Annotated in this window: 26 protein-coding genes and 4 tRNA genes; 24 read left to right on the forward strand and 6 right to left on the reverse strand. The window is 70.7% G+C overall.

The window, feature by feature from the left end; translation table 11 throughout:
- Nucleotides 1-41: 41 nt before the first annotated feature.
- The 9 genes from ACFWZH_RS15030 (at nucleotide 42) to ACFWZH_RS15070 (ending at nucleotide 9,545) form a co-directional block, all read left to right on the forward strand.
- Nucleotides 42-1,007, forward strand: a complete 966-nt coding sequence (locus tag ACFWZH_RS15030; protein ID WP_384429808.1) for an NADH-quinone oxidoreductase subunit H — start codon at nucleotides 42-44, stop codon at nucleotides 1,005-1,007.
- On the forward strand, nucleotides 1,007-1,657 hold the full coding sequence (locus ACFWZH_RS15035; protein ID WP_384429810.1) for a NuoI/complex I 23 kDa subunit family protein: 651 nt from the start codon (nucleotides 1,007-1,009) through the stop codon (nucleotides 1,655-1,657). Before ACFWZH_RS15030 ends, ACFWZH_RS15035 begins: the two co-directional genes overlap by 1 nt.
- Nucleotides 1,654-2,268: an NADH-quinone oxidoreductase subunit J gene (locus ACFWZH_RS15040; RefSeq protein ID WP_384429813.1), complete on the forward strand. Its 615-nt coding sequence runs from the start codon at nucleotides 1,654-1,656 to the stop codon at nucleotides 2,266-2,268. The genes ACFWZH_RS15035 and ACFWZH_RS15040 overlap by 4 nt, the downstream gene beginning before the upstream one ends.
- Nucleotides 2,268-2,639 (forward strand): NADH-quinone oxidoreductase subunit NuoK, encoded by a 372-nt coding sequence (gene nuoK, locus ACFWZH_RS15045; RefSeq protein WP_384429816.1) that lies wholly within the window; start codon nucleotides 2,268-2,270, stop codon nucleotides 2,637-2,639. Before ACFWZH_RS15040 ends, nuoK begins: the two co-directional genes overlap by 1 nt.
- Complete coding sequence (locus ACFWZH_RS15050) at nucleotides 2,636-4,633, forward strand: NADH-quinone oxidoreductase subunit L (protein ID WP_384429819.1); 1,998 nt, start codon at nucleotides 2,636-2,638, stop codon at nucleotides 4,631-4,633. The genes nuoK and ACFWZH_RS15050 overlap by 4 nt, the downstream gene beginning before the upstream one ends.
- 98 nt (nucleotides 4,634-4,731) lie before the next feature.
- Nucleotides 4,732-6,372, forward strand: coding sequence for a NuoM family protein (locus ACFWZH_RS15055; protein WP_384429822.1), 1,641 nt, complete (start codon nucleotides 4,732-4,734; stop codon nucleotides 6,370-6,372).
- Nucleotides 6,372-7,925, forward strand: coding sequence for an NADH-quinone oxidoreductase subunit N (locus ACFWZH_RS15060; protein WP_384429825.1), 1,554 nt, complete (start codon nucleotides 6,372-6,374; stop codon nucleotides 7,923-7,925). Before ACFWZH_RS15055 ends, ACFWZH_RS15060 begins: the two co-directional genes overlap by 1 nt.
- A gap of 228 nt (nucleotides 7,926-8,153) precedes the next feature.
- Nucleotides 8,154-9,020, forward strand: coding sequence for a zinc metalloprotease HtpX (htpX, locus tag ACFWZH_RS15065; protein ID WP_384429828.1), 867 nt, complete (start codon nucleotides 8,154-8,156; stop codon nucleotides 9,018-9,020).
- 132 nt (nucleotides 9,021-9,152) lie between these two features.
- Nucleotides 9,153-9,545 carry a YccF domain-containing protein gene (locus tag ACFWZH_RS15070; RefSeq protein WP_384429830.1) on the forward strand — a complete coding sequence of 131 codons (393 nt, stop codon included), beginning with the start codon at nucleotides 9,153-9,155 and terminating at the stop codon, nucleotides 9,543-9,545.
- A gap of 12 nt (nucleotides 9,546-9,557) precedes the next feature.
- Here ACFWZH_RS15070 and ACFWZH_RS15075 read toward each other — a convergent pair whose 3' ends face one another.
- Entirely contained in the window at nucleotides 9,558-10,298 is a 741-nt protein-coding gene (locus ACFWZH_RS15075) for an antibiotic biosynthesis monooxygenase (RefSeq protein WP_384429833.1), read from the reverse strand.
- Between the two features lie 148 nt (nucleotides 10,299-10,446).
- The gene (locus ACFWZH_RS15080; RefSeq protein WP_384429836.1) at nucleotides 10,447-10,935 is read right to left on the reverse strand and encodes a YajQ family cyclic di-GMP-binding protein; all 489 of its coding nucleotides are present in this window, start codon (nucleotides 10,933-10,935) and stop codon (nucleotides 10,447-10,449) included.
- 190 nt (nucleotides 10,936-11,125) lie between these two features.
- Here ACFWZH_RS15080 and ACFWZH_RS15085 point away from each other — a divergent pair.
- Nucleotides 11,126-11,207 (forward strand) — tRNA-Tyr (locus ACFWZH_RS15085).
- Between the two features lie 98 nt (nucleotides 11,208-11,305).
- Here the strand turns inward: ACFWZH_RS15085 and ACFWZH_RS15090 are convergent.
- On the reverse strand, nucleotides 11,306-11,968 hold the full coding sequence (locus tag ACFWZH_RS15090) for an NAD(P)H-binding protein (RefSeq protein WP_384429840.1): 663 nt from the start codon (nucleotides 11,966-11,968) through the stop codon (nucleotides 11,306-11,308).
- 88 nt (nucleotides 11,969-12,056) lie between these two features.
- Nucleotides 12,057-13,319, reverse strand: a complete 1,263-nt coding sequence (locus ACFWZH_RS15095; protein ID WP_384429841.1) for an amidohydrolase family protein — start codon at nucleotides 13,317-13,319, stop codon at nucleotides 12,057-12,059.
- A 182-nt stretch (nucleotides 13,320-13,501) separates the two neighbouring features.
- On the opposite strand from ACFWZH_RS15095, the gene ACFWZH_RS15100 reads away from it, so the two are divergent.
- The 6 genes from ACFWZH_RS15100 to ACFWZH_RS15125 all read left to right on the forward strand — a co-directional run bounded on the left by ACFWZH_RS15100 (nucleotide 13,502) and on the right by ACFWZH_RS15125 (nucleotide 16,049).
- Nucleotides 13,502-13,574: transfer RNA gene (locus ACFWZH_RS15100), tRNA-Thr, on the forward strand.
- Nucleotides 13,575-13,621: 47 nt separating this feature from the next.
- Nucleotides 13,622-13,694 (forward strand) — tRNA-Met (locus tag ACFWZH_RS15105).
- A gap of 88 nt (nucleotides 13,695-13,782) precedes the next feature.
- On the forward strand, nucleotides 13,783-13,947 hold the full coding sequence (gene rpmG, locus ACFWZH_RS15110; protein WP_006604855.1) for a 50S ribosomal protein L33: 165 nt from the start codon (nucleotides 13,783-13,785) through the stop codon (nucleotides 13,945-13,947).
- 84 nt (nucleotides 13,948-14,031) lie between these two features.
- Nucleotides 14,032-14,484, forward strand: coding sequence for a MaoC family dehydratase N-terminal domain-containing protein (locus ACFWZH_RS15115; RefSeq protein ID WP_384429844.1), 453 nt, complete (start codon nucleotides 14,032-14,034; stop codon nucleotides 14,482-14,484).
- A 1-nt stretch (nucleotide 14,485) separates the two neighbouring features.
- The gene (locus ACFWZH_RS15120) at nucleotides 14,486-14,920 is read left to right on the forward strand and encodes a MaoC family dehydratase (protein WP_384429848.1); all 435 of its coding nucleotides are present in this window, start codon (nucleotides 14,486-14,488) and stop codon (nucleotides 14,918-14,920) included.
- A 64-nt stretch (nucleotides 14,921-14,984) separates the two neighbouring features.
- Complete coding sequence (locus ACFWZH_RS15125) at nucleotides 14,985-16,049, forward strand: UDP-N-acetylmuramate dehydrogenase (RefSeq protein ID WP_384429851.1); 1,065 nt, start codon at nucleotides 14,985-14,987, stop codon at nucleotides 16,047-16,049.
- Between the two features lie 76 nt (nucleotides 16,050-16,125).
- On the opposite strand, the gene ACFWZH_RS15130 is transcribed toward ACFWZH_RS15125, so the two are convergent.
- Nucleotides 16,126-17,202, reverse strand: coding sequence for an adenosine deaminase (locus ACFWZH_RS15130; RefSeq protein WP_384429854.1), 1,077 nt, complete (start codon nucleotides 17,200-17,202; stop codon nucleotides 16,126-16,128).
- A 134-nt stretch (nucleotides 17,203-17,336) separates the two neighbouring features.
- Nucleotides 17,337-18,572: a pyridoxal phosphate-dependent aminotransferase gene (locus tag ACFWZH_RS15135; protein ID WP_384429857.1), complete on the reverse strand. Its 1,236-nt coding sequence runs from the start codon at nucleotides 18,570-18,572 to the stop codon at nucleotides 17,337-17,339.
- A gap of 183 nt (nucleotides 18,573-18,755) precedes the next feature.
- Between ACFWZH_RS15135 and ACFWZH_RS15140 the strand changes: the two genes are divergently transcribed.
- The 8 genes from ACFWZH_RS15140 (at nucleotide 18,756) to rplL (ending at nucleotide 23,927) form a co-directional block, all read left to right on the forward strand.
- A tRNA-Trp gene (locus ACFWZH_RS15140) sits at nucleotides 18,756-18,828 on the forward strand.
- 101 nt (nucleotides 18,829-18,929) lie between these two features.
- Nucleotides 18,930-19,226, forward strand: a complete 297-nt coding sequence (gene secE, locus ACFWZH_RS15145) for a preprotein translocase subunit SecE (RefSeq protein WP_384429860.1) — start codon at nucleotides 18,930-18,932, stop codon at nucleotides 19,224-19,226.
- Between the two features lie 73 nt (nucleotides 19,227-19,299).
- Nucleotides 19,300-20,169, forward strand: coding sequence for a transcription termination/antitermination protein NusG (nusG, locus tag ACFWZH_RS15150; RefSeq protein ID WP_384429863.1), 870 nt, complete (start codon nucleotides 19,300-19,302; stop codon nucleotides 20,167-20,169).
- A gap of 176 nt (nucleotides 20,170-20,345) precedes the next feature.
- Nucleotides 20,346-20,780, forward strand: a complete 435-nt coding sequence (rplK, locus tag ACFWZH_RS15155; protein ID WP_016571043.1) for a 50S ribosomal protein L11 — start codon at nucleotides 20,346-20,348, stop codon at nucleotides 20,778-20,780.
- Nucleotides 20,781-20,862: 82 nt separating this feature from the next.
- Nucleotides 20,863-21,579 carry a 50S ribosomal protein L1 gene (gene rplA / locus ACFWZH_RS15160; protein ID WP_384429867.1) on the forward strand — a complete coding sequence of 239 codons (717 nt, stop codon included), beginning with the start codon at nucleotides 20,863-20,865 and terminating at the stop codon, nucleotides 21,577-21,579.
- Nucleotides 21,580-21,730: 151 nt separating this feature from the next.
- Complete coding sequence (locus ACFWZH_RS15165) at nucleotides 21,731-22,585, forward strand: hypothetical protein (protein WP_384429870.1); 855 nt, start codon at nucleotides 21,731-21,733, stop codon at nucleotides 22,583-22,585.
- Nucleotides 22,586-22,901: 316 nt separating this feature from the next.
- Nucleotides 22,902-23,429, forward strand: coding sequence for a 50S ribosomal protein L10 (gene rplJ / locus ACFWZH_RS15170; protein WP_384429872.1), 528 nt, complete (start codon nucleotides 22,902-22,904; stop codon nucleotides 23,427-23,429).
- A gap of 111 nt (nucleotides 23,430-23,540) precedes the next feature.
- Entirely contained in the window at nucleotides 23,541-23,927 is a 387-nt protein-coding gene (gene rplL / locus ACFWZH_RS15175) for a 50S ribosomal protein L7/L12 (RefSeq protein WP_384429875.1), read from the forward strand.
- The last annotated feature ends 375 nt before the right edge of the window (nucleotides 23,928-24,302 follow it).

The raw sequence follows: 24,302 nt of genomic DNA on the forward strand, positions 1-24,302 counted from the left end.
GCGCCTCGCGAATGCGGGGCCGAGCGAAGCGAGGTGTCGGCATGAGCGACGCCCTCGACATCGCGCTGCGCCTGCTCGCCGTCTTCGCCGTGTTCCTGGTGTTTCCCCTGGTCATCGGGCAGACCGAGCACAAGGTCATGGCCCATATGCAGGGCCGCCTCGGTCCGATGTACGCGGGCGGCTTCCACGGCTGGGCGCAGCTCGTCGCCGACGGTGTGAAGTTCGCGCAGAAGGAGGACATCGTTCCGGCCGGTGCCGACCGGCGGATCTTCCAGCTCGCGCCCGCCGTCGCCCTGCTGCCCTACCTCCTGGTGCTCGTCGCCATCCCGATAGGGCCGCACAACGCCGTCGGACAGGCCCTGGACGCGGGGATCTTCTTCGTCCTCGCCGTCATGGGCGTGGGCGTGCTCGGCTCACTGATGGCGGGCTGGGCCTCGGCGAACAAGTTCTCGCTGCTGGGCGGTCTGCGGACGGCCGCGCAGCTGCTCGCCTACGAGCTGCCGATGCTGCTCGCCGCGGCGTCGGTGGCGATGGCCGCCGGCACGCTCTCGCTGCCCGGCATCGTCGAGGCCTTCCACTGGTGGTGGCTGCCGTGGCAGATCGTCGGCGGGGCGGTCTTCTTCACCGCGGGGCTCGCCGAGCTGCAGCGCCCGCCGTTCGACATGCCGGTCGCCGACTCGGAGATCATCTTCGGCGCGTACACCGAGTACACCGGACTGCGCTTCGCCCTCTTCCTGCTCGCCGAGTACGCGGGCATCGTCGTGCTCTGCGCGCTGACCTCGGTGCTCTTCCTCGGCGGCTGGCACGGCCCGTTCGGCGCCGACGGCCTGGGCTGGCTGTGGACGCTGCTGAAGACCGCGATCCTCGCCTTCGGCGTAATCTGGCTGCGGGTGACCTACCCGCGGCTGCGCGAGGACCAGCTGCAAAAGCTCGCCTGGACGGTCCTGATCCCGCTCGCTCTCGCCCAGATCGCCCTCACCGGCGTAGTGAAGGTGGTGATCTCCTGATGTCCCTCCCGTCTCCCGACCACCACCCCTCTTCGACGCCCTCCGGGCGGCCCCGTAAGTTCCCCGGCAGCGGCCTCGCCAAGGGCCTGGCCGTCACCCTGCGGACGATGACGAAGCGGTCGGTCACCGCGCAGTACCCGGACGTCCAGCCCGACCTGGCGCCCCGTACCCGCGGCGTCATCGGCCTGTTCGAGGAGAACTGCACGGTCTGCATGCTGTGCGCGCGGGAGTGCCCGGACTGGTGCATCTACATCGACTCCCACAAGGAGACGGTGCCGCCGGCCGCGCCCGGAGGCCGTGAGCGCAGCCGCAATGTGCTGGACCGCTTCGCGATCGACTTCGCGCTGTGCATGTACTGCGGTATCTGCATCGAGGTGTGCCCCTTCGACGCGCTCTTCTGGTCGCCGGAGTTCGAGTACGCCGAGACCGACATCCGCGAACTGACCCACGAGCGCGACAAGCTCCGCGAGTGGATGTGGACGGTGCCCGAGCCGCCGGCGCTCGACCCGGCGGCCGAGGAGCCCAAGGAGATCGCCGCCGCCCGCAAGGCCGCGGACAAGCTCGTCGCCCAGCAGGCGGCGGAAGCCGAGGCGCAGGCCGCCGCGGCCCAGGACCAGGAACCACCCAAGACCTCAGGGGAGGAAGCGTGACGCTCGCCGCCACCGCCGCAGGCCACGGCTTCCTTTCGCCCACCGGTGTCGAGATCGCCTTCCTCCTGGTCGGGATCGCCACCCTCGGCGCGGCCCTGGTCACCGTCACCACCCGGCAGCTGGTGCACGCCGCCCTCTGGCTGGTCGTCGCCCTCGGCGGGATCGCCGTCGAATACCTCCTCCTCACGGCCGAGTTCATCGCCTGGGTGCAGGTACTGATCTACGTCGGTTCCGTCGTCGTCCTCCTGCTCTTCGGGCTGATGCTCACCAAGGCCCCCATCGGCCGCTCACCGGACGCCGATTCCGGCAACCGCTGGGCCGCGCTCGTGGTGGCCCTCGCCTCGGCCGGCGCCCTGGTCTGGGTCGTCGTCGACGCCTTCCGCGCCACCTGGATCAACCTCGACGGCGCCGCCCAGGGCTCCACCGAAGTCTCCGGGCGCAGCCTCTTCCAGTACTGGGTGCTGCCCTTCGAGGCGCTGTCGGTGCTGCTGCTCGCCGCGCTCGTCGGGGCGATCGTGCTGTCCCGCAAGGGCGGCGAGGGCAAGGCCCCGGCGGCGGCGCTGGGGAACAGCGCCTCTGGTGCCCCCGCCCCGCGAGAGGAGCAGCGCTGATGCATCTCGCCTATCCGGCCGTCCTCGCCGTCCTCCTCTTCTGCACCGGTCTGTACGGCGTGCTCGCCCGCCGCAACGCGATCCTGGTGCTGATGTCCGTCGAGCTGATGCTCAACGCCGTCAACCTCAATCTCGTCGCCTTCGACGTCTGGCTGCGCGACACCCTGCACGCCGGCCAGGCGCTCACCCTCTTCACCATCGCCATCGCCGCCGCCGAGATCGGCATCGGTCTGGCGATCGTGCTGCTCGTCTACCGCAACCGCGGCAGCTCCGACATCGACCGGCTCCGCGACCTCGCCGAGCAGCCGGCCGGGGCGGACGCCGCGGACGGGACGCCGCAGCCGGACACCAAGGCGGAGGCCACCGCGTGACGCTCACGACCACCGCCGTTCTCGTTCCCCTCCTGCCCTTCCTCGGGGGCGTCGCCGGCCTCCTCCTGGGGCGCCGCACGCCCGGTTTCGTACGGCCGCTGGCCGTGCTGCCGACGCTCGCCGCGGCCGCGCTCACCGTGGTCGTCGCCGTCGGGCAGGGCGGCGGACCGGCCACCGACGTCGCCACCCAGCTCACCCCGACCGGCTCGATCCCCATCGACCTGGCCCTGCACATCGACGGCTTCGCCGCGCTGATCGCCGTCCTGGTCGGTGTCGTGGCGACCTGTGTGCAGCTCTACTCCACCGGCTATCTGCGCGACGATCCGCGCTACCCCTCCTACGCCGCGCTGGTCTCGCTGTTCACCTCCGCGATGCTGCTGGTCGTCTACACCGGCGACCTGATGATGCTGCTGGTCGGCTGGGAGGTCATGGGCATCTGCTCCTACTTCCTGGTCGGCCACTACTGGGAGACCGAGGCCGCCCGCGCCGCCTCGCTCAAGGCCTTCCTCGTCACCAAGCTCGGCGACGTGCCCTTCCTGTTCGGCATCTTCGCGCTGGCCGCCGACGCCGGCACCTTCAACATCACCGGCATCCTGGGCTCCGTCGCGAACGGCGGGCTGGACCACCCGACGCTGATCGCGCTGCTTCTGCTCGGCGGTGTCGCGGGCAAGTCGGCGCAGTTCCCGCTGCACACCTGGCTGCCGGACGCGATGGCCGGCCCGACGCCGGTCTCGGCGCTGATCCACGCCGCGACGATGGTGGCGGCCGGTGTCTATGTCGTGGCCCGTCTCCTCCCGGTCTTCGCGGCCTCCGCGGCCGCGCTGGTCGTGCTCGCCGTCATGGCCGCGATCACCATGGTCGGCTCCGGACTGGCCGCGCTGGCCCAGGACGACATCAAGCGCGTCCTGGCCTATTCGACGGTCGGTCAGCTCGGCTACATGCTCGGCGCGCTGGCCGTCGGCGACCGCGGCGCAGCCGTCTTCCACCTCCTGACGCACGGTGCGTTCAAGGCCCTCCTCTTCCTCGGCGCGGGCGTGATCATCCACGCCGCGGGCACCAACTCGCTGGCCGCCATGTCCCGGATGAGCGGCCTGTCCCGGCGCATTCCCGACGCGTACTGGACCGTCACCGTCGCGCTGCTCGCGCTCGCCGCCGTCCCGCCGTTCGCCGGCTTCTTCTCCAAGGAAGCCGTCCTGGGCGCCGCCGAGCACGCCGCCACCGGAGAGGCCGCCGCCGTCCCCGGCGCCGCCGGCTGGACCGTACTGGTCTCCGGACTGCTCACCGCCCTCCTCACCGCGGCCTACGCCGCCCGCCTGTGGCTGCTGGCCTTCAAGGGCAAGGGCGTCGAAGCCCCCGACCACGGCCCGCAGCCGGTCGTCATGAACGCCGTCCTGTGGGTGCTCTTCCTGCCCACCCTCGCGCTCGGTCTCACCGCCCCCCTGCTGCCCGAATGGTTCGACGGGCGCTCGCTCGCCCCGACCCTGACCACCTCCGTCCTGGGCACCGGTCTCGCCCTCATCGGCGGCCTGGTCACCTACGCCACCTGGCGCCACACCACCGCCCTGGCCGCCCGCACCCCGATCGGCGCGGTCATCGTCGACCCCGACGCCAGCCCCGCGGTCTCCGAGGAGACGGCGATCGCCACCCACGCCCCGGTCTACGGGAACATCGCCGGCGCCGCCGATCCCGCCGACCCCGGCCGACTCCTCCTGGGCCCGCTGCACCGCCACGCGGCCGTCGGCTTCCACCTCGACGCCGTCTACTCCGCCCTCTTCGTCCGGCCCGTACGCGCCGCCGCCACGCTGGTCCGCTTCCTGGACCGCGAGGTCGTCGACACCTACGTCCGCGGCGCCGGCACCGCGCCCCGCCTGCTGGGCGCCGCCGTCCGCCGCGCCCAGACCGGGAACGTGCAGACCTACCTCGGCGCGCTGCTCGCGGGCTCGCTCGTGCTGGCCGTCGCCGCCGTCCTCGTCGCCACCGGCACGGGAGCCTGACCGTGCTGCCATTCCCCGGGGGCCGATCCCCGCACCCCCAGCCGACAGCCCTCGTGGCCTGCCTCGCCGGAGCCGAACCCCTGAGGAGGGCCTGACCCGTGAACCACACCGCTCTGCAGCTTCTCCTCGCGGGGGCCATCGTCCTGCCTCTCGTCGGCGCGCTCGCCGCGCTGCTCCCGGCACCGCCCGGACTGAAGGGCAAGAACCCCGACCAGGCCGTGCTGCGCCACGGCGTGACCGTCACCGGCCTCGTGCTGGCCGCCACCCTCGCGCTGGCCGTCGGCTTCGACCACGCTCACCCGGCCCGTATGCAGGCCACCACCGACATCAGCTGGATCCCGGCGCTCGACATCCGTATCCACCTCGGCGTCGACGGCATCTCGCTCCCCCTTGTCGTCATGACCGCGCTGCTGACCTTCCTGTGCGCGCTCTACAGCTACTTCCACATGCCGGCGGGCCCGTCTCCCAAGGCATTCGTGGCCCTGCTGCTCACTTTGGAGGCCGGCACCCTCGCGACCTTCGCCGTCCTCGACCTGATGCTGTTCTTCCTCGCCTTCGAGATGGTCCTCATCCCGATGTACTTCCTCATCGCCCGCTGGGGCGGTGCGGACAAGCAGGCGGCGGCCTGGAAGTTCATCCTCTACACGCTGCTCGGCTCCGTCGTGATGCTGCTGGGCCTCCTCCTCATCGGCGTGAAGTCCGGCACGTTCGACATGGTCGCACTCGCCACTGACAACGGCCCGAACGCCAAGCTCAGCCACACCGTCCAGGTGCTCGCGGTGCTCGCGATCGGCATCGGACTGGCCGTCAAGTCCCCGCTGTGGCCCCTGCACAGCTGGCTGCCCGACGCGCACACCGCGGCCCCCACCGTCGGCTCGGTGCTGCTGGCCGGCGTCCTGCTGAAGATGGGCACGTACGGGTTCGTGCGGATCGCGCTGCCCATCACGCCCGAGGGCATGCACACCTTCGCCCCGTACCTCGCCGCGCTGGCCGCCGTCGGCATCGTCTACGGCTCGCTGGCCTGCCTCGCCCTCGTGCGCAAGGGCGCCAAGGGCGACCTCAAGCGCCTGATCGCCTACAGCTCCGTCGGCCACATGGGCTTCGTCCTGCTCGGCATCGCCAGCATGACCCCCACCGGCGTCAACGGCGCGCTGTTCGCCAACATCGCCCACGGCCTGATCACCGGCCTGCTCTTCTTCCTGGTCGGAGCCCTCAAGGACCGCTACGGCAGCACCGACCTCGACGCCCTCGCCGGCACGACCGGCGCCGCCCTCTACGGCAGGGCGCCCCGCTTCGGCGGCCTGCTCGCCTTCGCGGCCGTCGCCTCGCTGGGCCTGCCCGGCCTGGCCGGCTTCTGGGGCGAGATGCTGGCGATGTTCGGCGCCTTCCGGCCGGCCGCCGGCCTCAGCCGCCCCGCCTTCCTGACGTTCATGGTGCTGGCCGGTCTGGGCACCCTGCTGACCGCGGCGTACCTGCTGCTCGTCGTCCGACGCGTCTGCATGGGCGGCACCCCGCACCTCGCACCGACCGCCCCGCTCGGTGACGGGAGCGACCCGGACGACGCCACCGCCGCGGACCCCGCCCCGGCCGCGGCCCCCGTCGTCCCCGACATCGCGCGCCACGAGTACGCGGCCTGGACCCCCCTCGCCGTCCTCACCGTCCTCGCCGGACTGTGGCCCGCGGCCCTCCTCGGCCTCACCGACCCGGCCGTCCAGCAGCTCCTCGGAGGCGGTAAGTGATGAGCTCGGTCACCTCACTGGTCCAGTCCGTCGACTGGCTCGCCGTCGCGCCGCCCACCGTCGCCGCGGTCGTCGCCCTGGTGGTGCTCGTCGCCGACCTCTTCCTCCCGGCGGCCCGCAAGCCGCTGCTGGGCTGGGTCGCCACGGCCGGCCTCGCGCTCGCCACGCTGACGCTGCTGCCCCTGCTGAACGGCGACCGCCGCACCTTCTGCCTCCCCGGGCACCCCGATGTGTGCAGTTACGTGGCCGACCCGTTCACCCTGGTCATCCAGTTCCTGGTGCTCGGCGGGGCGCTGCTGACCGCCCTGCTGTCCATCGACACCATCAAGGACCACGACCTGCCCACCGGCGAGTACTGGTTCCTGCTGCTGTCCTCGGCGGCCGGCGCGGCCCTGCTGCCCGCCTCCAGGGACCTCGCCACCCTCGTCATCGCCCTCGAAGTGGCCTCGCTGCCCGCCTTCGCCCTCGTGGGGCTGCGCCGCGGCGACCGGCTCTCCTCCGAGGCGGCGCTGAAGTTCTTCCTGTCCTCGGTGGCCGCGACCGCCGTGATGCTGCTCGGCGTGAGCTTCCTGTACGCCGCCACCGGCAGCCTGTACCTCTCCCGGGTGGCGAGCGGCCTGGCCGACCTGCCCGACCCGCGCCTGGCCACCCTGGCGAGCGCCGGCGTCGCGCTCACCCTGGTCGGCTTCGCCTTCAAGACCGCGGCCGCCCCGTTCCACTTCTGGGTGCCGGACACCTACGTCGGCGCACCGCTGCCCATCGCCGGCTACCTCTCCGTGGTCGGCAAGGCGGTCGGCTTCTCCGGCCTGATCCTCGTCACGGTCCAGGGCTTCCCCGCGTACGCGGACATCTGGGGCCCGGCGCTGGCCGTCCTCGCCGCGCTCACCATGACCGTCGGCAACGTCGCGGCCCTGCGCCAGGACCCGCGCCGCGCGCACAGCGCCGTACGCCTGCTCGCCTGGTCCTCGGTCGGCCAGGCCGGCTACCTCCTGGTCCCCCTCGCGGCCGCCGGATACGCCCACGATCCGGCGCACGCCATCGGCTCCACGGTGGCCTACGCCCTGATGTACGCGGCCGTGAACCTCGGCGCCTTCGCCGTCGCCGCCCTGGTGGCCCGTACGAGCCCGGCCAACCGCATCGCCGACTACCGGGGCCTGTACGCCCGGCGCCCTCTGGCGGCGCTCGCGCTCGGCTTCTTCCTGCTCTGCCTCGCCGGTCTTCCGCCGGGCATCATCGGCCTGTTCGCCAAGGTCACGGTCTTCGCCGTGGCCGTCGACGCGGGGCTGGCCTGGCTCGCCGTCGTCATGGCCGTCAATGTCGTGATCGCGCTCTACTACTACCTGCAGTGGACCGCGGTGCTCTTCCGGGGCGCCGAGGAGGCCGAGGCCGCCGAGGAGGCCGGCGCGGCGGCGGCCCCCCGCGCCGCGGAGCCGTCCCGGGCCAGGATCCCGGGCCCCCTCGCCACCGCCATCGCCCTGGCCGCCGTCCTCGGCGTGGCCCTCTCCGGCGCCCCGCAGCTCGTCCTGCGCTTCGCGTCCGGGGCGCTGCTCTGACGGACCGCCGCGCGCCGTAGGGGACCCACCCGGGCCCCTACGGCCTCCTGCCCACCCGTACGGCGGTACGGCACCACGTCGCGCACCTCCGCGCCCCGCCCGGCCCCGCCGTCCGCGCGCCGGGGAACCAGGCCCGTTCATCTCGCGTTGACCAGTGCGTAAGGGTCCACTGGAGAGTGGAGCAACAAGGCACAGGGTTCCCCTGCCGCACCGTTTGGAGGGCGTACCGTGCACCGCCGGCACAACGGGCTCAGGACCGCCGTCCTCCTCGGGGGACTGTCCGCACTCATCATCGTCATCGGCAGCCTCTTCGGCCGTACGGGCCTGATCATCGCCGTCCTCGTCGCCCTGGGCACCAACGCCTACGCGTACTGGAACAGCGACAAGCTGGCCCTGCGGGCCATGCGGGCCCGCCCGGTCAGCGAGTTCGAGGCCCCCCAGCTCTACAGGATGGTCCGCGAGCTCTCGACGGCCGCCCGTCAGCCCATGCCGCGGCTGTACATCTCGCCGACCCAGGCGCCCAACGCCTTCGCCACCGGCCGCAACCCCCGCAACGCCGCGGTCTGCTGCACCGACGGCATCCTGCAACTGCTGACCGAGCGTGAGCTGCGCGGCGTCATCGGCCATGAGCTCAGCCATGTCTACAACCGCGACATCCTGATCTCCTCCGTCGCGGGCGCACTGGCCTCGGTCGTGATGTTCCTGGTCAACTTCGCCTGGCTGATTCCCATAGGCCGCTCCGACGACGACGAGGGCCCCGGTCTCGTGGGCATGCTGCTGGTCGCGATCCTCGGGCCGATCGCGGCCTCGCTGATCCAGCTGGCCGTCAGCCGCTCCCGCGAGTACGAGGCGGACGCCTCGGGCGCCCAGCTCACCGGCGACCCGCTCGCCCTGGCCTCGGCCCTGCGCAAGCTGGAGGCCGGCACCCAGCGGCTCCCGCTCCCGCCCGAGCCCCGGCTGGAGACCGCCAGCCACATGATGATCGCCAACCCCTTCCGCGCCGGCGGCGGGATGTCCCGGCTCTTCTCCACCCACCCCCCGATGCGCGAACGGATCACCCGCCTCGAACAGATGGCGGGCCATCACGGCCCGTGAGGCCCCGGGCGCCGGCGGGAACGGTGGCCGTCCCCGCCGACCCGTCGCATCATGAGTGCAACGTTTCACCAGGCTCGGTGCGTCTAGCAGAGCAGTTACGTTCTGTGCCGTGCCCGTGGAAGGCTGCCGATCATGAAAACCCTCCTCAACGTCCTCTGGCTGATCCTCAGCGGCTTCTGGCTGGCGCTCGGCTATGTCGTCGCGGGCATCATCTGCTGCATCCTGATCATCACGATCCCCTTCGGCATCGCGTCCTTCCGGATAGCCGGCTACGCCCTGTGGCCCTTCGGCCGTACGACGGTCGTCCGGCACGACGCCGGCGCCGGTTCGGCGATCGGCAACGTCATCTGGTTCGTCTTCGCGGGCTGGTGGCTGGCCCTGGGGCACATCGTCACCGGTATCGCCCTGTGCGTGACGATCATCGGAATCCCCTTCGGCATCGCCAACTTCAAGATGATCCCGCTCTCCCTGGTGCCGCTGGGCCGGGAGATCGTGCCCACCGACCAGCCGTTCGCCACCCGCTGACGCGAGACCGCGTCACACCCGTACGAGCCCCCTGGGGGTCGCATACCGCCGGAACCCCAGCGGTTCGACCCCCGGCAGGCTCGCGATGAAGCTCATCACCGGACCGCCGGCCTGCAGGCTGGTGCCGATCTGCCGGGCGTGCGACTCCGGGTCCGTCCACTCGCTGTAGTTGACGACCCGTGTGCCGTCCTCGCTGATGTGGAAGTGCGAGGCGATCCCGCCCTCGCCCCGCTGCACCCCGCCGAGCAGGTCCAGCAGGCCGTCGACGAGCCCCCGCGCGGCGTCGTGCCCCGTCGTGCGGAAGGCGACGCGCACGACGCAGCCCGGCGTCCCCGGGTCCCCGTCGGGCAGCATGCTGCGGTACAGCCGGTAGCGGGCGGGCTCGGAGACGGTCACCTCCCCCGCCGCCTTCAGCGCCGCCGCGATCCGCTCGCTCAGCCCGGTGTCCTCGCTCCGTACGAACTCCCGGTGCCCCGCGTCGCTCGTCCACTGCGCGTAGTTGAGCACGCTGCGCCCGTCCGTCCCGGCGAACAGCACCCGCGACAGGAACCCCGCCGGCAGCGGCGTCCGCTCCCAGGCCCGGGCGACGCCGTCCAGGACGGCCCGCTGCCCCTCGGGGCTACCGGCGTCCCACTCGCTGATCAGTACCGTCCCCGCGTCCGGCCGCCGGACCTGCGGGAACACATCCGTGACGAAGCCGTCCCCGGGACCGGTCACCGGGGCGGCGCTGCGCTGTGCGTCAAGAGAAGTCATGCCATGAGACTGCAATCTCAAGCGCGGTTGAGGTCAAGCGCTCCGGCAGGGCGCCCGCCGGCAGGGGCTCCTACGGACCCTCACCAAAGCCGGTGGGGCGGCACGCCGCAGCGCACCGCCCCATCCATGGCACCCGGAGGCCGGGCCGCTACCGGTAGTTCACGAACTGGATGGCGAAGTCCAGGTCCTTGCCCTTCAGCAGCTGCTGCACCGCCTGCAGGTCGTCCCGGCTCTTGGAGCTGACGCGCAGCTCGTCGCCCTGCACCTGCGCCTTGACGCCCTTGGGGCCCTCATCGCGGATGATCTTGGCGACCTTCTTCGCGTTCTCCTGCGAGATCCCCTCCTCGATGGAGGCGAAGATCTTGTACTCCTTGCCCGAGGCCTGCGGCTCGCCGGCGTCCAGCGCCTTCAGCGAGATCCCGCGCTTGACCAGCTTGGTCTCGAAGATGTCGAGCACGGCCTTGACCCGCTCCTCGGCGTTGGCCCGCATCTCGATCTTCTCGCCCGACCATGCGATCGACGCGCCCACGCCCTTGAAGTCGTAGCGCTGCGAGATCTCCTTGGCCGCCTGGTTGAGGGCGTTGTCGACCTCCTGCCGCTCTACCTTCGAGACGATGTCGAAACTGGAGTCGGCCATGTTGAGTTGGCTCCTCGTACCTAGATCCGTCAGGGCTGCGGACCGTGCCCGGACCGCCTGCCAAGCCTAGCCACCCGGCCAAGATCCAGCGCTCCGGAATCGAGTGGCGAACCACCCCCAGCCATCGGGTATGGTTTACGTCGTTGCCACGGAGCACCGCCCCAAAGCGGATCTCCCGGCAGCAAACCCTGGCGGTGTGCCCGAGCGGCCAAAGGGAGCAGACTGTAAATCTGCCGGCTTCGCCTTCCCAGGTTCGAATCCTGGCGCCGCCACAGGTGTGAAAAGGCCCCTGAGTTGTAGCGATACGACTCAGGGGCCTTTTCCGTGCGCCGACCCCGCGGTCGCCGCCGAGGCCGCGCAGCCGCGGGTCTCAGCGCCGCGCCACCGCCCGCACCGCCTCCGCCACGGGTACCTCGCCGCCGATCAGCTCCAGCGTTAGGCCGACGGTGCCCGGCTCGTCGAGCAGCTCCACGAGAGCGGCCGCCACGTCGTCGCGGGGCACCGCCCCGCGCCCGGTGGCGTCGGCCAGCGCCACCAGCGACGTTCCCGGCTCGTCCGTCAGCAGGCCCGGCCGCAGGATCGTCCAGTCCAGTCCGGCGCGCGCCCGTACGTCCGCGTCCGCGGCGCCCTTGGCCTTCAGATAGGCCGCGAAGACCGGGTCGGTGCCCTCGGGGGGCTCACGGTCCGCGCCCATGGCGGAGATCACCAGAAAGCGGCGTACGCCCGCCGCCTCGGCCGCGTCCGCGAAGAGCGCCGCCGCGCCGCGGTCCACCGTGTCCTTGCGGGCGATGCCGCTGCCCGGTCCGGCGCCCGCCGCGAAGACGGCCGCGTCGGCGCCCTCCAGGTGCCGGGCGAGGTCCTCCACGGACGCCGACTCCAGGTCGCAGACCACCGGCTCGGCCCCGGCGGCCAGGACGTCGCCGGCCTGCTCCGGCCGGCGGATGATGCCCGCGACCTCGTCCCCGCGCTTGGCGAGCAACCGCTCCAGCCGCAGCGCGATCTGACCATGTCCACCTGCGATGACAATGCGCATGATCCCGACCGTACGCCGAAGGGTCGCCGGCGGGCGCGGGACCGGCCGGACGAGGGGCGCCTTCTCGCCGCCCCCGGGTACGCGGTGCTCAGCGCTGCGACTGCCGGGGCAGCTCCAGCGCCACCTCTCCCGTCGCGTCGCAGTACTCGCGCACCGCGCTGGTACGGGCGACCACCCGCCCCCGGTGGATCACGATCCGGCTGTACGCCAGGGAGAGCACCCCGGCGATCCGCTCGCCGCGCACCGCCAGCAGCTCCGCGGGGAAGCCCGCCTCGACGCGCACCTCCGGCAGGCCCAGCGTCGCCCGCGCCGCCGCGCTCACCGACTCGTACGCCGCCTCCGGCGTGGCCTCGCCCAGGGACGCCAGGAGGTACGCGGCCTCCAACGGGTCGCCACGCCCCACCGGGTTCGCCACGTCCCGCAGCGCCCCGCTGCCGGCCGCCACCCGCACCCCGGCCGCCCGCAGCAGCCGCACGGGAGCCGGCCGCGACACCCGCGAGCCGTACCGCTCCAGGCCCGCGCAGTCGCCCTGCGGCAGACAGACCACGGCGACGTCCGCGGCCGCCAGCTGCTCGGCGACCCGGGCCGCCACGCTGCGCGGCATCCGCGTCATCCCGGCGCACGGCCCGAGGGCGACACCCGGCCGAAGGCCCCCGGACATCGCCGCGAAGCGGGCCAGCCGCGCCGGATCGTCGCCGTCGGTGTGCAGGTCCACCGGGCAGCCGTGCTCGTCGGCCAGTTCCAGGACCGCCTCGACGTAGCCGGCCGGATCGGGGTCCAGGTCCGGGCAGCCGCCGATGACCGAGGCGCCCATCTTCACCGCGTCCCGCAGCATCGACAGACCGTCCGCGCCGGCCACCCCGGTCAGCACCCGCGGCACCGCGACCGCCGCCAGATCGGCCATCCCGCGCAGCGACCTGCGGGCCTGCAGCACCGCCTGGAGGGAGCGCAGGCCCTGTACGTCGCCGATCCTGACGTGGCTGCGGGAGGCGGTGGCGCCGTGCCCCAGCTGCAGCAGCGCGGCCTCGGTCGTCCGCCGCTGGACGTCCTCGGGGGAGCCGGAGGCGGGGCCGTCGGAGTCCGCGGTCAGGGCGGTGTCGCAGTGCGCGTGCGGCTCGGCGGGGGCGGGCAGCAGCAGGTAGCCGGAGAGGTCGACGCGGGCGCCCTGGGGGGCGAGGCTGCCGGCCGTCCCCACGGCCTCGATGCGTCCGTCGCCGAGCCGTACGTCCACGGTGCGGCCGTCGGCGAGCCGGGCGCCGCACAGGACCAGCGAACCGCCGTCCGACCTGGTGTACCGACCGGGGCCGCCCGGTCTTCCCGGCTGGGGCTGCGGCGGACTGCTGTCGGACATCGCGCTCCTCGAAGGCCCGGGCGTGCAAGATCACGCAGCGTGCCTTCGAGACTAGGGCGCCTCCCGGGGAGCTTCGCGCAGGCGCGAAATAGTCGTACCGGTGTGGTGCGCGAGGCCGTTGGGGCGCGGCCCGGATACGGATTTCACGTTTGGCGGCGGGCCGTGTAATGTCTTCATCGCTCGCCCCAATAGCTCAGTCGGCAGAGCGTCTCCATGGTAAGGAGAAGGTCTACGGTTCGATTCCGTATTGGGGCTCTGATGTGAGAGGCACCTCGCCTTCGGGCGAGGGACTCCCGCATCGCAGCGGTGTAGCTCAGTCGGTAGAGCAAGCGGCTCATAATCGCTGTGTCACCGGTTCAAGTCCGGTCACCGCTACTGACAGTAGCCGATTGTGGGGTCGGTCCTTCGATCGGCTACTCTTTTCTGCGTTCATCCGTCCATCCGTCCGTCAAGGAGCACTCACGTGGCTGCCACCGACGTCCGCCCGAAGATCACGCTGGCCTGCGTGGAGTGCAAGGAGCGGAACTACATCACCAAGAAGAACCGGCGTAACGACCCGGACCGTCTTGAGATGAAGAAGCACTGCCCGCGCTGCAACTCGCACACCGCGCACCGCGAGACGCGATAACACCAGGCTCGTCCGTGAGGCCGTCCCCATTCTGGGGGCGGCCTCACGGCGTTATCACCATCAGTACACGGAGGTTGCGAGCCCATGGCGCTCGACCAGTCTTTTGTCGGACGCACGTACCCGCCCACCGACCCCTATGAGGTCGGCCGGGAAAAGATCCGCGAATTCGCCGAGGCGATCGGTGACCCCAACCCGGCCTACACCGACACCGAAGCGGCCAAGGCCCTCGGTCACCCCGATGTGATCGCGCCGCCGACTTTTGTGTTCGCGATCACTTTCAAGGCGGCGGGACAGGTCATCGAGGATCCGCAACTGGGTCTGGACTACAGCCGGGTGGTGCACGGCGACCAGAAGTTCGCCTACACCCGGCCGGTGCGCAGCGGTGACCGACTGGCCGTCACCTCCACCATCGAGGCCGTCAAGACCATGGCGGGCAACGACATCATCGACATCCGCGGCGAGGTGCACGACCAGGCGGGCGAACACGTCGTGACCGCCCTCACCAAGCTGGTGTCCCGTCGCGCCGAGGAGGCCTGAGATGACCGCGAAGATCTCTTACGACGACGTCGAGGTCGGCACCGAACTCCCGGCGCAGGCCTTTCCCGTGAGTCGTGCCACACTCGTGCGCTACGCGGGCGCCTCCGGCGACTTCAACCCGATCCACTGGAACGAGAAGTTCGCCAAGGAGGTCGGGCTGCCGGACGTCATCGCCCACGGCATGTTCACCATGGCCGAGGCGATCCGGGTGGTCACCGACTGGACCGGCGACCCCGGGGCGGTCGCCGAGTACAGCGTGCGCTTCACCAAGCCCGTCGTCGTCCCCAACGACGACGACGGCGCGCTGATCGAGGTCAGCGCCAAGGTGGCGGCCAAGCTCGACGACGACGCCCGTACGGTCCGGGTCGACCTCACCGCGATAAGCGCCGGCAAGAAGGTACTGGGCATGGCCCGTGCGGTGGTCCGCCTCGCCTGAGCGGGCGGCGGACGGAGGGGGCGGCCGGACGGCACTGTCGGACCGCCCCCGTACCCTTGGGCGCGTGCAGGAACGCCACGTAGAACACAACGCCCCCCTCGCCCGGCTGACCACCTTCCGGCTGGGCGGCCCGGCGACCCGCCTCGTCACGGCCACCACCGACGAGGAGGTGGTCGCCGCCGTCCGCGCCGCCGACGACGCCGGCACCCCGCTGCTGATCATCGGCGGCGGCAGCAACCTCGTCATCGGCGACAAGGGCTTCGAGGGCACCGCCCTGCGCATCGCCACCAGCGGCTTCTCGCTGGACGGCACGGCCCTGGAGCTCGCCGCGGGCGAGAACTGGTCCGACGCCGTCGCCCGTACGGTCGAGGCCGGGCTGGCCGGCGTCGAGTGCCTGGCCGGCATCCCCGGCTCGGCGGGCGCCACGCCGATCCAGAACGTGGGCGCGTACGGCCAGGAGGTCGCCACGACGATCACCGAGGTCGTCGCCTACGACCGCCGCGCCGGCGAGACCGTCACGATCCCGGGCGAGGAGTGCGGCTTCTCCTACCGCCACAGCCGTTTCAAGGCCGACCCCGAACGGTTCGTGGTGCTGCGGGTGCGCTTCGCCCTGGAGGACGCCGGAGGCCTCTCCGCGCCCCTGAAGTACCCCGAGACCGCCCGCGCCCTCGGCGTGGAGGCCGGCGACCGGGTCCCGGCCGCCATCGCCCGGGAGACCGTCCTGGCCCTGCGCGCGGGCAAGGGCATGGTGCTGGACGCGGCGGACCACGACACCTGGTCGGCCGGTTCCTTCTTCACCAACCCGATCCTCACCGAGGCCGAGCACGCCGCCTTCCTGCAGCGCGTCCAGGACCGCCTCGGCCCCGATGTCGCCCCGCCGGCCTTCCCCGCCGGCGACGGCCTGGTGAAGACCTCGGCGGCCTGGCTCATCGACCGCGCCGGCTTCACCAAGGGCTACGGCAGCGGCCCGGCCCGTATCTCCACCAAGCACACCCTGGCGCTCACGAACCGCGGCGCCGCCACCACCGAGGACCTGCTCGCGCTGGCCCGCGAGGTCCGCGACGGCGTCCACGCCGCCTTCGGCGTCACGCTCGTCAACGAACCGGTGACGGTCGGCGTCAGCCTCTAGCAGGGCTTCAAGGCCCCCGGCAGGGGCCAAGGGCCCGAGCGGCCCCGGAAGGCCCCGCACGGGGCCAGCCGGGCCCCTACTCGGCCAGCCAGGCGTCGATCTCCGTCAGCAGCCGCTGCTGGTCGTCCTGCGGGGCGCGTGAGCCGCGTACCGACTGCCGGGCCAGTTCGGCGAGTTCGAGGTCGGTGAAGCCGTGCGCGGTGCGGGCGATCTCGTACTGCGCGGCCAGCCGCGCGCCGAACAGCAGCGGGTCGTCCGCGCCGAGCGCCATCGGCACCCCGGCGTCGAAGAGCGTCCGCAGCGGCACGTCCTCCGGCTTCTCGTAGACCCCCAGCGCCACATTCGACGCCGGGCACACCTCGCAGGTCACCCCGCGCGAGGCCAGCCGGCGCAGCAGCGCGGGGTCCTCCGCGGCCCGGACGCCGTGCCCCACCCGGCCGGCGTGCAGATCGTCCAGACAGTCCCGGACGCTGGCCGGCCCGGACAGCTCGCCGCCGTGCGGCGCCGCCAGCAGACCGCCCTCCCGGGCGATGGCGAAGGCGCGGTCGAAGTCCCGGGCGAAACCCCGGCGTTCGTCGTTGGAGAGCCCGAAGCCGACCACTCCCCGATCGGCGTAGCGCACCGCCAGACGCGCCAGCGTACGGGCGTCCAGCGGGTGCTTCATGCGGTTCGCCGCGACCAGGACGCGCATGCCGAGCCCGGTGTCCCGGGAGGCGCTGTGCACCGCGTCCAGGATGATCTCCAGCGCCGGGATCAGCCCGCCCAGCCGCGGAGCGTACGAGGTCGGGTCGACCTGGATCTCCAGCCAGCGCGACCCGTCGCGGACGTCCTCCTCGGCGGCCTCGCGCACCAGCCGCTGGATGTCCTCGGGCGCGCGCAGACACGAGCGCGCGATGTCGTACAGCCGCTGGAAGCGGAACCAGCCGCGCTCGTCGGTGGCCCGCAGCCTGGGCGGCTCACCGCCCCGCAGGGCCTCCGGCAGATGGACGCCGTATTTGTCGGCGAGGTCCAGCAGGGTCGCCGGCCGCATCGAACCGGTGAAGTGCAGATGCAGATGGGCCTTCGGCAGCCGGCGCAGGTCTCGTACGGCGGCCCGGCCGCGGTCACGAGTGCTCGTGGGGTTCGGGGGACGTCCCCCTGACAAGGGCTCCATCAGCCGATCTTGCCGCATCCGGGCGGTACGCCGGTAGGGCCTTTCCCGAAGGGGTGTCCGGGAGAACGCGCGAGCGGGCGGCCGGAACGCCTTCCGACCGCCCGCTCAGGGCGCCTGCGCACAAGCCCGTGCGGCTACTTGGCCTCCGCCAGCAGCTTCTGGATCCGGGACACGCCCTCGACCAGGTCCTCGTCGCCCAGCGCGTACGAGAGCCGCAGGTAGCCGGGGGTGCCGAAGGCCTCGCCCGGAACGACGGCGACCTCCGCCTCCTCCAGGATCAGCTCGGCCAGCTCGACGCTGGTCTGCGGGCGCTTGCCGCGGATCTCCTTGCCCAGGAGCTCCTTGACCGACGGGTACGCGTAGAAGGCGCCCTCCGGCTCCGGGCACAGCACGCCGTCGATCTCGTTGAGCATCCGCACGATGGTCTTGCGGCGCCGGTCGAAGGCGACCTTCATCTCCTCGACGGCCGCGAGGTCGCCGGAGACCGCCGCGATGGCCGCGGCCTGCGCGACGTTGGAGACGTTGGAGGTGGCGTGCGACTGGAGGTTCGCGGCGGCCTTGATGACGTCCTTGGGGCCGATCGCCCAGCCCACCCGCCAGCCGGTCATCGCGTACGTCTTCGCCACGCCGTTGACGACGATGCACTTGTCGCGCAGCTCGGGCACGACCACCGGCAGCGACGAGAACTCGGCGTCGCCGTAGACCAGGTGCTCGTAGATCTCGTCGGTCAGCACCCACAGACCGTGCTCGGCGGCCCAGCGGCCGACCGCCTCGACCTGCTCGCGGGTGTACACCGCGCCGGTCGGGTTCGACGGCGAGACGAACAGCAGCACCTTGGTGCGCTCGGTGCGAGCCGCCTCCAACTGCTCCACGCTCACCCGGTAGCCGGTGGTCTCGTCGGCGACCACGTCGACCGGCACGCCGCCCGCGAGGCGGATCGACTCGGGGTAGGTCGTCCAGTACGGCGCCGGGACGATGACCTCGTCACCCGGGTCGAGGATGGCCGCGAACGCCTCGTAGATGGCCTGCTTGCCGCCGTTCGTCACCAGGACGTTCGCGGCCTCGATCTCGTAGCCGGAGTCGCGCAGCGTCTTCGCGGCGATCGCGGTCTTCAGCTCGGGGAGGCCGCCGGCCGGGGTGTAGCGGTGGTACTTCGGGTTGCGGCAGGCCTCGATCGCCGCCTCGACGATGTAGTCGGGCGTGGGGAAGTCGGGCTCACCGGCGCCGAAGCCGATCACCGGGCGTCCAGCGGCCTTGAGGGCCTTGGCCTTGGCGTCGACGGCCAGGGTCGCGGACTCGGAGATCGAACCGACGCGGGCCGATACCCGGCGGTCGGTGGGGGACGATGCGGAAGGGGTTGCAGCGCTCATACATGCATCGTTGCAGACCCCTGACGAGCCGGACACACGGGTTTGCGGGGCACCACCGGGACAATCGTGTTCGACGCCCGGCCCGGAAGCACGTACACTCGCTGATCGTTGGCTCCCAACGGGTCGCCGCGGCGCATGCACCTAGTGCAGTCGGCCGCATGCGGTAGGTTGGGGGAACCACAAAGGGTCGTAGCTCAATTGGTAGAGCACTGGTCTCCAAAACCAGCGGTTGGGGGTTCAAGTCCCTCCGGCCCTGCTACACGCACTCTCACCGCAGTGCGTGCACGCGTACGTATGCACCGCCGTGCGGCTCCACCGGGCGCGGCACGGCCACGACCCGGATTCAGGTGAGGACGAGTGACGGACGCCCTGGGCTCCATCGACATGCCTGAGCGTGGCCGTTCCGAGGACGATGCCTCGGAGTCCCAGAAGAAGCCCCGTCGTGGCGGCAAGCGCGGCAAGAAGGGCCCCTTCGCGCGTCTCGCGCTCTTTTACCGCCAGATCGTCGCGGAGCTCCGTAAGGTCGTCTGGCCCACGCGTAGCCAGCTGTCGACGTACACCAGTGTGGTGATCGTCTTCGTTGTCATCATCATCGGTCTCGTAACCGTGATTGACTTGGGAATCAACCGAGTCGTCGGGTACGTCTTCGGCTGATCCCGCGGAGGGCGCCTGCGCGGGCGCCCGTTTCGCATGTTCAACCCCTTGAAGCCAGGAAGAAGCAGCCACCGTGTCTGACCCGAACCTGAACGACGCCGCCGAATCCGCCGAGACGGCAGCGGCCGACGTTGACGCGGCTGCCTCGGCCGAGGTCGAGGGCGACGACACCGAGCGTGAGATCGTCGAGGGCGCCGACGTCGCCGACGAGCTCGACGCCGAGGATGCCGAAGCCGGCGAGCCCGCCGAAGAAGCCGCGGTGCACGTCGAGGACGAGGCCGCCGCCGAGACCGCCGAGGACGAGACCGCCGAGGAGCAGGAGCCGGTCGACCCGGTGGCCGCCCTCCGCGACGAACTGCGCGGCCTGCCCGGCGAGTGGTACGTCATCCACACCTACGCGGGCTACGAGAACCGTGTGAAGACCAACCTCGAGCAGCGCGCCGTCTCGCTGAACGTCGAGGACTACATCTTCCAGGCCGAGGTGCCGCAGGAAGAGGTCGTCCAGATCAAGAACGGCGACCGTCGCACCGTCCGCCAGAACAAGCTCCCCGGCTATGTGCTGGTGCGCATGGACCTGACGAACGAGTCCTGGGGCGTCGTCCGCAACACCCCCGGTGTCACCGGCTTCGTCGGCAACGCCTACGACCCCTACCCGCTGACGCTGGACGAGATCGTCAAGATGCTCGCCCCGGAGGCCGAGGAGAAGGCCGCCAAGGAGGCCGCCGCGGCCGAGGGCAAGCCGGCGCCGTCCCGCAAGGTCGAGGTCCAGGTCCTGGACTTCGAGGTGGGCGACTCCGTCACCGTCACCGACGGTCCGTTCGCGACGCTGCAGGCCACGATCAACGAGATCAACGCCGACTCGAAGAAGGTCAAGGGCCTGGTGGAGATCTTCGGCCGGGAGACCCCGGTCGAGCTCTCCTTCGACCAGATCCAGAAGAACTGACCCCACTCGGTCCTCAGTTCCCAGTCTTCCGAACAGGTCGGGCGGGCCCTTCGCGGCCTGTCTGACCTGCTCGGTTTTTGGCCGCACCGCTATACCCGTTATCGTTGTGCGGTATGCCTCCATCCGGATGACCGGGTGGAATGGCGAAACACCTCTCACTAGGACCCGGAGAGAGCATGCCTCCCAAGAAGAAGAAGGTCACGGGGCTTATCAAGCTCCAGATCCAGGCCGGTGCCGCAAACCCGGCTCCGCCGGTCGGCCCCGCGCTGGGTCAGCACGGCGTCAACATCATGGAGTTCTGCAAGGCCTACAACGCCGCGACCGAGTCGCAGCGTGGCATGGTCGTGCCGGTGGAGATCACGGTCTACGAGGACCGTTCCTTCACCTTCGTCACCAAGACTCCGCCGGCCGCGAAGCTCATCCTGAAGGCCGCGGGCGTGGAGAAGGGCTCCGGCGAGCCGCACAAGACCAAGGTCGCCAAGATCACCGAGGCGCAGGTCCGCGAGATCGCCACCACCAAGATGCCCGACCTGAACGCCAACGACCTGGACGCCGCGTCGAAGATCATCGCCGGCACCGCCCGCTCCATGGGCATCACGGTCGAGGGCTGATCCCAGCCCCTTTTTGGCACCCCCGTGGCAGGACCAGGCGCTGGTCCGCACCACGACTCCACCCACTGCATCAGGAGCAGAAGTGAAGCGCAGCAAGACTCTTCGCAACGCGGACGCGAAGATCGACCGGGAGCGTCTGTACGCCCCGCTCGAGGCCGTCCGTCTCGCCAAGGACACCTCCTCGACCAAGTTCGACGCGACCGTCGAGGTCGCCATGCGTCTGGGCGTCGACCCGCGCAAGGCCGACCAGATGGTCCGTGGCACCGTGAACCTCCCGCACGGCACCGGTAAGACCGCCCGGGTCCTGGTCTTCGCGACCGGTGACCGTGCTGCGGCCGCGGAAGCCGCCGGCGCCGACATCGTCGGCTCGGACGAGCTCATCGACGAGGTCTCCAAGGGTCGCCTGGACTTCGACGCCGTCGTCGCCACCCCGGACCTCATGGGCAAGGTCGGCCGCCTCGGCCGCGTGCTCGGTCCCCGTGGTCTGATGCCGAACCCGAAGACCGGCACCGTCACCCCGGATGTCGCCAAGGCTGTCACCGACATCAAGGGCGGCAAGATCGAGTTCCGCGTGGACAAGCACGCGAACCTCCACTTCATCATCGGCAAGGTCTCCTTCGACGAGACCAAGCTGGTGGAGAACTACGCCGCGGCGCTCGAGGAGATCACCCGCCTCAAGCCGTCCGCCGCCAAGGGCCGCTACATCAAGAAGGCCACCATCACCACCACGATGGGCCCCGGCATCCCGCTGGACGCCAACCGCACCCGCAACCTCCTCGTCGAGGACGAGGCCGTCTGATCTTCCTGATCGACGACGCCTCGTAGCGCGCGCACCTCGCATTCAGGCCCCGTTCTCCGGCGAGGAGAGCGGGGCCTGACGCATGCGCTGTCACCCCTCTGGTCTAAGGTCGTCCCGAGGTCCGTAAGGCAGATTTAAAGGGGGAGCCCGAGTGCGCAGCACGCGTATGGCCGCCGTTGTGGCGGGAGTTGTCATGGTGGCCGGTCTGACCGGTTGTAACGGCAACAAGAGTGACAACGCCGGCGGAAGCGGCGGCGCGGACGGCAAGTCGCCGCTGGAGGTGGCGCTCGCCTCGCTGAAGACCGCCTCGGAGCAGACCGACGGCAAGAAGTCCGCCAAGGTCGACGGCGAGATCAAGAACGGCCCGTCCACCCAGACGATGAAGGGTGCGATGGACTGGTCCGCAGGCATGCGGATGGACGTCGACATCACGCAGTCCGGCGGCCAGTCCCCGGTGGCCGGCAAGCCCGTGAAGACGCTGTACACGCCGCAGGCGATGTTCATGAACATGGGCGCCGCCGGGATGCCGGTGGGCGGCAAGAACTGGGTGAAGTACGACTACGACGCGCTCGCGAAGAAGATGGGTCCGGCCGGCGCGCTGCTCAAGGACCAGATGAACAACAACAACCCGAACCGCGCGATGCAGCTGCTGATCGCCTCGGGCAAGGTCAAGGAAGCCGGCAAGGAGGACGTCCGCGGCGTCCAGGCGACCCACTACACCGGCACGCTCTCGGTGTCCGAGCTGACGCGCATGCAGTCCAAGAGCATCAGCGAGCAGGACCTGAAGGCGCTGGAGGCGCAGCTGAAGGCCGCCGGCACGAAGAACGAGACCATCGATCTGTGGATCAGCTCGGACAACCTGCTGGTCAAGAAGCGCGAGCAGATGGTCGGTGGCGCCACCACGTTCGACTCGACGGTCTACTACTCGGACTACGGCACCAAGGTCACGGTGACCGAGCCGCCGGCCGGTGAGACCGTGGACTTCGACAAGGTCTCCCAGCCGTAACGCGCGCCGCTACGCACGTTCGGCCCGTCGGCCGGGAGGGGCGCCCACTGCCCCTTCCCGGCCGATTTGCCTGACGCGGGCCGCTCCCGTAACGTATCCGCGAAGCCAAAGACCGCTGGTTGTCTCTGCGCGTCCGATCACGGATGTGCGGTGGCCGAAGGATCCGCTAGCTGCGGACGGCCTGCGCAGGTGTGAATGTGGAAGAACTCCCGGGTGTATGCCTGGTCGAGTCTCGCCCCGTGCGCCTGCGCCGGGGCGTTTGTTTTGCCCAGCCCCTTCTGCGCGGTCCTCATCACCCGGAAGGAGGCCGAGGCTCATGGCGACGTCTGAAAAGAACGCAGCCGTTGCGGAGATCACTGAGAAGCTCCGTGAATCCAACGCAGCTGTTGTGACTTCTTACACCGGACTGACTGTGGCGCAGCTCAAGGAGCTGCGTCGTTCTCTCGGCGAGAACGCTCAGTACCGTGTGGTGAAGAACACGCTGACCAAGATCGCGGCCAAGGAGGCCGGGATTCAGCTGGACGAGCACCTCAAGGGCTCGACCGCTGTCGCCTTCGTGACCGGTGACCCGGTCACGGCGGCGAAGGGTCTTCGTGACTTCGCCAAGGAGAACCCCGCTCTCGTCATCAAGGGCGGTGTCCTTGACGGCAAGGCGCTGTCCGCCGACGAGATCAAGAAGCTTGCGGACCTCGAGTCCCGCGAGGTTCTGCTCAGCAAGCTGGCGGGTGCCTTCAAGGCCAAGCAGTCCCAGGCTGCTTCGGTCTTCCAGGCGCTCCCGTCGAAGCTGGTCCGCACCGTGGACGCGCTTCGCGCCAAGCAGGCCGAGCAGGGCGGTGCCGAGTAATTCGGCTCGCGCAGTGATCGTCGCCGCGTGAGGCGACGGTCGTAGCGGGCCCAGTACGCCCGCCTTTTATGTACATCCGGCACCAGCCGAATTAGTGGAAGGACCGCCACCATGGCGAAGCTCAGCCAGGAAGATCTGCTCGCGCAGTTCGAGGAGATGACCCTCATCGAGCTCTCCGAGTTCGTGAAGGCGTTCGAGGAGAAGTTCGACGTCACCGCCGCCGCTGCCGCGCCGGTCGTCGTCGCCGGTGCCGCTGGTGGCGCCGCCGCCGAGGCCGCCGAGGAGCAGGACGAGTTCGACGTCATCCTCACCGGCGCCGGTGACAAGAAGATCCAGGTCATCAAGGTCGTGCGTGAGCTGACCTCCCTGGGCCTGAAGGAGGCCAAGGACCTCGTCGACGGCACCCCGAAGCCGGTCCTCGAGAAGGTCGCCAAGGACGCCGCGGAGAAGGCCGCCGAGGCCCTCAAGGGCGCCGGCGCCTCCGTCGAGGTCAAGTGACCCCACTGAGTCTCTGACTCGGGTCCTGAGCGCCTGAGGCGTAACGGACGACAGCGAAGGGCGATCACCCATGCGGGTGGTCGCCCTTCGGCGTGCTCGCCACGGCTGCATTGCCCGGGGCCGGAGTGCGAGTATGGTGATCATCGTTGCCCGGACGTGCCCCCATGTGACGATCTCGCAGAGGTGGGGGGCCTTGACGAACCGCACGCGGCGCGCAATTCTCGGGACGCGACGCAGAAGCGATCCAGGGTTCGAGGCATGGATCGCCGACGAAGAGGGAAGCATCGGTGTGCGCCACTGGCGCAGGGCTTTCGGCAGGCGCAGGGCATTGAGAAGAACAAACAACGAGGGGATCCTCCGTCGGGGAGGACGCGA

The organism is Streptomyces sp. NPDC059008 (assembly GCF_042749045.1).
In the GTDB taxonomy this organism is placed as follows: Bacteria; Actinomycetota; Actinomycetes; order Streptomycetales; family Streptomycetaceae; genus Streptomyces.

Coding starts and splice junctions, on each gene's coding strand:
- ACFWZH_RS15120 (WP_384429848.1), top strand. CDS start 14,486: ATGACCGCGAAGATCTCTTACGACGACGTCGAGGTCGGCACCGAACTC.
- ACFWZH_RS15115 (WP_384429844.1), top strand. CDS start 14,032: ATGGCGCTCGACCAGTCTTTTGTCGGACGCACGTACCCGCCCACCGAC.
- ACFWZH_RS15130 (WP_384429854.1), bottom strand. CDS start 17,202: ATGGAGCCCTTGTCAGGGGGACGTCCCCCGAACCCCACGAGCACTCGT.
- ACFWZH_RS15135 (WP_384429857.1), bottom strand. CDS start 18,572: ATGAGCGCTGCAACCCCTTCCGCATCGTCCCCCACCGACCGCCGGGTA.
- ACFWZH_RS15060 (WP_384429825.1), top strand. CDS start 6,372: ATGAGCTCGGTCACCTCACTGGTCCAGTCCGTCGACTGGCTCGCCGTC.
- ACFWZH_RS15070 (WP_384429830.1), top strand. CDS start 9,153: ATGAAAACCCTCCTCAACGTCCTCTGGCTGATCCTCAGCGGCTTCTGG.
- rplK (WP_016571043.1), top strand. CDS start 20,346: ATGCCTCCCAAGAAGAAGAAGGTCACGGGGCTTATCAAGCTCCAGATC.
- ACFWZH_RS15075 (WP_384429833.1), bottom strand. CDS start 10,298: ATGACTTCTCTTGACGCACAGCGCAGCGCCGCCCCGGTGACCGGTCCC.
- ACFWZH_RS15030 (WP_384429808.1), top strand. CDS start 42: ATGAGCGACGCCCTCGACATCGCGCTGCGCCTGCTCGCCGTCTTCGCC.
- ACFWZH_RS15080 (WP_384429836.1), bottom strand. CDS start 10,935: ATGGCCGACTCCAGTTTCGACATCGTCTCGAAGGTAGAGCGGCAGGAG.
- ACFWZH_RS15095 (WP_384429841.1), bottom strand. CDS start 13,319: ATGTCCGACAGCAGTCCGCCGCAGCCCCAGCCGGGAAGACCGGGCGGC.
- rplL (WP_384429875.1), top strand. CDS start 23,541: ATGGCGAAGCTCAGCCAGGAAGATCTGCTCGCGCAGTTCGAGGAGATG.
- nuoK (WP_384429816.1), top strand. CDS start 2,268: ATGCATCTCGCCTATCCGGCCGTCCTCGCCGTCCTCCTCTTCTGCACC.
- ACFWZH_RS15090 (WP_384429840.1), bottom strand. CDS start 11,968: ATGCGCATTGTCATCGCAGGTGGACATGGTCAGATCGCGCTGCGGCTG.
- rplJ (WP_384429872.1), top strand. CDS start 22,902: ATGGCGACGTCTGAAAAGAACGCAGCCGTTGCGGAGATCACTGAGAAG.
- ACFWZH_RS15035 (WP_384429810.1), top strand. CDS start 1,007: ATGTCCCTCCCGTCTCCCGACCACCACCCCTCTTCGACGCCCTCCGGG.